Annotated in this window: 3 protein-coding genes; 1 reads left to right on the forward strand and 2 read right to left on the reverse strand. The window is 45.5% G+C overall.

Going from position 1 to position 6,000, the window contains the following annotated elements; all coding sequences use genetic code 11:
* Nucleotides 1-260 precede the first annotated feature (260 nt).
* Nucleotides 261-992, reverse strand: coding sequence for a pyridoxine 5'-phosphate synthase (locus BLV62_RS23510; RefSeq protein ID WP_089764864.1), 732 nt, complete (start codon nucleotides 990-992; stop codon nucleotides 261-263).
* A 282-nt stretch (nucleotides 993-1,274) separates the two neighbouring features.
* The gene (gene ahcY / locus BLV62_RS23515; protein WP_089764866.1) at nucleotides 1,275-2,603 is read right to left on the reverse strand and encodes an adenosylhomocysteinase; all 1,329 of its coding nucleotides are present in this window, start codon (nucleotides 2,601-2,603) and stop codon (nucleotides 1,275-1,277) included.
* Between the two features lie 490 nt (nucleotides 2,604-3,093).
* Between ahcY and BLV62_RS23520 the strand changes: the two genes are divergently transcribed.
* Nucleotides 3,094-6,000: Calx-beta domain-containing protein (locus BLV62_RS23520; RefSeq protein WP_168928050.1), on the forward strand; the 2,907-nt coding region annotated here is incomplete at its 3' end.

The following is a 6,000-nucleotide window of genomic DNA, read 5'->3' on the forward strand; positions in this document are numbered from 1 at the left end:
TTTTAAGGGTTGATAAAGCCATTCCGGGAGCGTCTGGAATGGCTTTTTGTTTCACGCAAAGTCGCGTAAGGAGGCCAAGAGCGCAAAGGGATTTTTTTAAGTGAAATAAGATTATTAAGGAAAAAAAGAAAGCTAAGGAGCGAAGATTATGTTTTGTTATCTGCCAAATAACATAAAAAATAATCTCCGCTCCTTAGCTTTCTTTTTTCCTTAAAAAAATTCCTTTGCGCTCTTGGCCTCCTTTGCTCCTTTGCGTGCAACTAATCCGCGAGTTGGCGTTTGTACAACTGGATCGTGTTTTCCAGTCCGAAATACAGCGCGTCTGCAACCAGGGCGTGGCCGATAGATACTTCTGCCAGTTGTGGTATATGCAGTTTGAAGAAGCGGAGGTTATCGAGGTTCAGATCATGGCCGGCGTTTAGTCCGAGGCCGATGGCAGTAGCTTCTTTGGCGGTGTTTTTATAATCGTTGAACAACTGCAGGTTTTGCGGTTGCGTGCGTGCTTTCGTGTATTCTTCCGCGTAAGGGCCGGTATAGAGTTCTATACGGTCTGCGCCCGCGGTTTTTGCTCCTTCCACTTTGGTGATATCAGGATTCAGGAAAATAGATACCCGGATGCCTGCCTGTTTCAGGGTAGAAATGACTTCCTTCAGTTGAGACTGGTGTGCAACAGTATCCCAACCGGTATTGGAGGTGATAGCGTTAGGAGGGTCGGGCACCAGGGTACACTGGTCTGGTTTTACAGCCAGTACAAGGTCCATAAATTCTTTGGATGGGTAGCCTTCGATATTAAACTCTGTAGTTACCAGGGGTTTTAAGTCCCTTACATCCTGGTAGCGGATATGACGCTCATCGGGCCGTGGGTGAACGGTGATCCCGTCTGCACCAAAGCGTTCACAGTCCTGGGCCACTTTTAAAATATCCGGCAAATTACCGCCCCTGGCATTTCTCAGGGTAGCAAACTTGTTGATGTTAACACTCAGCTTAGTCATATTGCAAAGCTATTAATTTTTCACGCAAAAGAGCGAAGTTTCACGCAAAGGAGCGAGGTTTCACGCAAAGGGGCAAAGAAGCAAAGCCCGCAAAGGAATTTTTTTAAGTAAAATAAAAAAGCAAAGGGAACAAAGATTATGATATATAACACAATCTTCATTCCCTTTGCCTTCCTTTTTATTTCCTTAATAATCTTATTTCACTTAAAAAATTCCTTTGCGGGCTTTGCTTCTTTGCCCCTTTGCGTGAAACCTCGCTCCTTTGCGTGAAACAAGCGAGCTTTAGTATCTGTAGTAGTCTGGTTTGAATGGTCCTTCAACCGGGATACCCAGGTACTCGGATTGAGCAGTGGTCAGTACATCCAGTTCTACGCCGATCTTTTTCAGGTGAAGTCTGGCTACTTTTTCATCCAGGTGTTTAGGCAATACATATACTTTGTTTTCGTATTGATCACTATGTAACCACAGTTCAAGCTGAGCCAGGGTTTGGTTAGTGAAAGAGTTGCTCATTACGAAAGATGGGTGACCTGTAGCGCAGCCCAGGTTCACAAGGCGACCTTCAGCCAGGAGGATGATGTCTTTACCATCGATAGTGTATTTATCTACCTGTGGTTTGATTTCTACTTTGGTATTACCGTAGTTCTTGTTCAACCAGGCAACATCAATTTCGATATCGAAGTGACCGATGTTACAAACGATACATTTGTCTTTCATCAGTTTGAAGTGTTCGCCGGTGATGATATCGCGGCAACCGGTGGTAGTAACAACGATATCTGCTTCTTTAACGGCGTCGTTCATTTTTTTCACTTCATAGCCTTCCATTGCAGCTTGTAAAGCGCAGATAGGGTCTATTTCGGTAACGATCACGCGGGCGCCTGCACCTCTTAAAGATTCGGCAGAACCTTTACCTACGTCGCCGAATCCGGCAACTACAGCCACTTTACCAGCGATCATCACGTCGGTAGCGCGACGGATAGCGTCTACGCAGGACTCGCGGCAACCGTATTTGTTATCGAATTTGGATTTAGTTACAGAATCGTTGATGTTGATAGCCGGCATTGGTAAAGTGCCGTTCTTCATCCTTTCGTACAGGCGGTGAACGCCGGTAGTGGTTTCTTCACTCAATCCTTTAATATGTTGGATCAATTCAGGGTATCTGTCCAGTACCATGTTGGTAAGGTCGCCACCGTCGTCCAGGATCATGTTTAACGGACGGTCAGGGCTGCCAAAGAACAAGGTTTGTTCAATACACCAGTCAAATTCCTGTTCGTTCAGTCCTTTCCATGCAAATACAGGAATACCGGCAGCAGCGATAGCAGCAGCGGCGTGATCCTGGGTAGAAAAGATATTGCAGGAGCTCCAGCGAACCTCTGCACCCAGGTGAACCAGGGTTTCGATCAGTACAGCTGTTTGAATGGTCATATGAAGGCAACCGGCAATACGGGCGCCTTGTAAAGGTTTGCTATTGCCATATTCTTCTCTTAATGACATGAGGCCCGGCATTTCTGCTTCCGCCAGTTCAATCTCTTTACGACCCCAAGCCGCCAGAGACATGTCTTTTACCTTATATCCGAGGTTAAAGTCAATGTTCGATTTTGAAATTGTAGACATTCAGAATATTTTTTTGCAAATCTAGGGTTATTTTAACTTTTAACATAATCATTAACCCATGAGCGCCACTGCTATTGCTATAAAAATATGTTAATCATGACATAATGAAAGGAGCTAGGAGTTTACATAAAAATATTTGATTTAATATAAATATTATTATAGATTTGCTAATTAAAATATATAATATTATATTTAATTGTTAGGATGTAAGAGACAGGTGAAAGGATATGTAATTTATATATAAGGATTATTTGGGCAGGTTTTCAGACAGGTGTCCGCCCTTTGTTTTACCAGTATCTGTTCCGGCTGATGGTTTTTCATTTATCCCTGGTCAAACCGCCGAAGCAGAGCCAATTACAGAGATTCGCATATAGGGTTTTACAAGGACTGTTTTTCACATTTTTGGACTTAAAAATCTATATGTATAAATAGAAATTTACACGCTTATATGTTACTCCGTTCCTATCCTATGAGATCAACAGAGCAAGGTATGTCTGCTCACTTTTGCGCATACCTGTCAAGAGCCGTTTCTCTTCTTCTTATCTTCCTGTTTATACATTCCACTGCTGCACAGGCGCAGGTAGTAACAGTAGTAAACCCGAATGGTGGAAATACTGCCGCAGACGGATTAAGGATTGAAGTGAACGCGAACGGAACGTTTAGGGTATATCGTAAAGGAAAGCAGGAGAATATTGACAGCCGGTTTGTCGGTATCCGGGCAAAACTGGCCACGAAGTCAGACATTATTCCCAGTTACTCTTTAGTTACCCCGGTAACAATAACGTATTGTGACGTTTCGCCGCTGATGGGCACAGGAACGGCAGCAGATCCTTACAAAGTATACCTGCAGGGCTCGGCTTCTTATACAACCGATGAATATTACCCTACCTCCATTCTGACTATCATCACCTACGTTGCTAACCAGAACTATTATACGCTCGATTACGTGATGTATAACAACGACTCCTATACGACGCCGAGACTTTACCTGGCCGAATCGTTGAATATGCAGGACCCTTATCCAAGCGGGTCATTATCAGGAAACAGCACTCTGGGCGTGGGATTTGCCAATCCCTACGCCTCTCCGAATATAGTAGGTTTTTACAGGCAGGATGGAACCAATGCAACTCCCGGTTCCTATTCCCATACTTTTCATGCTGTTAATGTATTTAACTCTTTCACCGCCAGGTATGAAAGTGAAATGGAATCGATCTCCAACGGGGTCAATGATTACATACTTCCTAAATATACCGCCTCGGCAGTAGACCCTGTCAGAGCCCGGGGTACCGGTGTGGATATATACATGGAGAATAAATCTGCCAGTATGATGTACCAGGCGGTAGGTACCCGTGTGGGCGTTGCCTATTCAGATGATCTGAATCCCACCCACATCGATATCGGTACAATGGCTTCCCTGGCCACAGGCACAGAGCAGATAGATGTTTCCTTTGCCAATGCGACATTTGAAGGGGCTGAAGGAAACACAGGATCTACCACCGCAGCCCAGATCTTCCTGAAAGTGAACAGCGTTGAAGCGACGCTGAAAGTTCCTTTGTATGTTAAAATGGAACTGGTACCCGATCCTTCCGAACAATGGCCTGCACAGGTAGGAACAGATATTAAATTCGTTGGGGGATTTATGATCCCCGCCGGTACTTATACCCAGGGACAAACCATTCCTATCAACAACATCCAGGTTATTGGCAATAACAAACTGGAATACAGCAGGAAGTTTACTGTGAAGATGCTGGTTCCCGCCTGTGTAACGGCCAAGCAACTGCTGACCATCTCCGGCCAGACAGAATGTACCTATACGATCAAAGACGACGAACCAAGAGATATCACTCTTTCAGGCAACGACCTGTTGGAAGGAAAAACAGGAGAGATGGTAAGGGTGACTTTACCTCCGGCTGTATTGGCCACTGAGGCGACCCCGGTTACTTTAACCGTGACCGGCGGTACGGCAACAGCAGGCAAAGACTTTGAATTTACTGCCACTCATACCATCGTTAAAGATTCCAACGGTATCAATATTCCTTTTGCCGCGGTGCTGGACAGCATCCTGGAAGCAAAAGAATCTATCCAGTTAAAGGCTACCGCTACGGTAATGGGCGAACTGAAAACCTCGGATCTCACTTTCTATATCCAGGATTCTACAAGAAGAGATACTTTCCTGACGAGGGTCAGGCTGGTGAAGCCCGATTCAACACTGTTGAAAGAACCTTTCGACGGCAAACTAACGGTAAAACTGCCCGACAGCGTGAGAACAGATCTGCCCATCACCGTTAACATTACACGCGGCGCCACATCTACCGCAACAGCAGGCGCCGATTATACGCTGCCGCTCACTGCCACCATTCCCGCCGGTAAAGATTCAGTTGATCTTCCTTTCAAAATACTGGACGATGATATCATAGAGGGAAAGGAACACCTGTATCTTTCCCTATCTGCAACCGATGGGGTACCAGGTACTGTTTATTCGGGATGGAAGGATACTATACACATCATCGATGCAGATCTGCCAATGACATCGCCGGTGGTGCTGCATATTTCTACCCCAACCGCTGATGAAGGATCAGCTGCTGATCCACAGATCTGGGCTACGTTACCATCGGGGTTAACTACTGAAATTCCCATCCAGGTGGATTTTGCCGTAGGGCATTCATCCACCGTTCCGGCCGCCAGCTATACTTATATCAATACGGTTACCATACCCGCAAACAGCGATATCTCCAACAAAGTAAACATACATATCCCTTCCAATAAAGTATTCGACGACGGGGGAGACCTCATCCTGCTTGGAAGCTCAGCGGCGCCGGGTATCCTGGTGAAAGACAGTCTTAAACTGACGATAACAGATAAAACAGATCCGACCAAGAGAGTCCTTACCATCAGCGCCGATAGCGCCCAGATCTATGAAGGCAACAAAACGCCATTGGCAATTTCCTTCCCTGCCGGTTATACGTCGGCAAAAGACCTTGAAATAACATTGGCTGCCGATGCAACTTCTGAAGCAGCAGAAATCAACGATTTCGATAAGCTCACTACAATTAAGTTGACAAAGCTGCAGGAAACTGAAAAAACTGCCGACCTGCTCTCTACCCTTACCGACCAGGTTTTGGAGAAAGATGAACAGGTGGTGATTAAAGGTACCATAACAGGATACACTGTTGTAAATACAACGGTGAAGATACTGGACATTACCCGTCGTATTGCCGCTAATACGAAGCTGTCGTTCACCGTGCCAGCCGCTCCTATGCCTGAAGGTACAGATCAGACGATCGGCTATGCATTGCCAACAGGCGTAACTACTGAAATACCAATTTCTATCGACTTAAGCGGCGCTAAAGGCAAGGCGATCCCGGGCACTGACTATGACTTACCGTCGCCATTAACA

The organism is Chitinophaga terrae (ex Kim and Jung 2007), assembly GCF_900107795.1.
Taxonomy (GTDB): Bacteria; Bacteroidota; Bacteroidia; order Chitinophagales; family Chitinophagaceae; genus Chitinophaga; species Chitinophaga terrae.

What these genes read in the sequence shown, in the direction of transcription:
- BLV62_RS23510 (WP_089764864.1), bottom strand. Translation starts at nt 992, where the DNA reads ATGACTAAGCTGAGTGTTAACATCAACAAGTTTGCTACCCTGAGAAAT.
- ahcY (WP_089764866.1), bottom strand. Translation starts at nt 2,603, where the DNA reads ATGTCTACAATTTCAAAATCGAACATTGACTTTAACCTCGGATATAAG.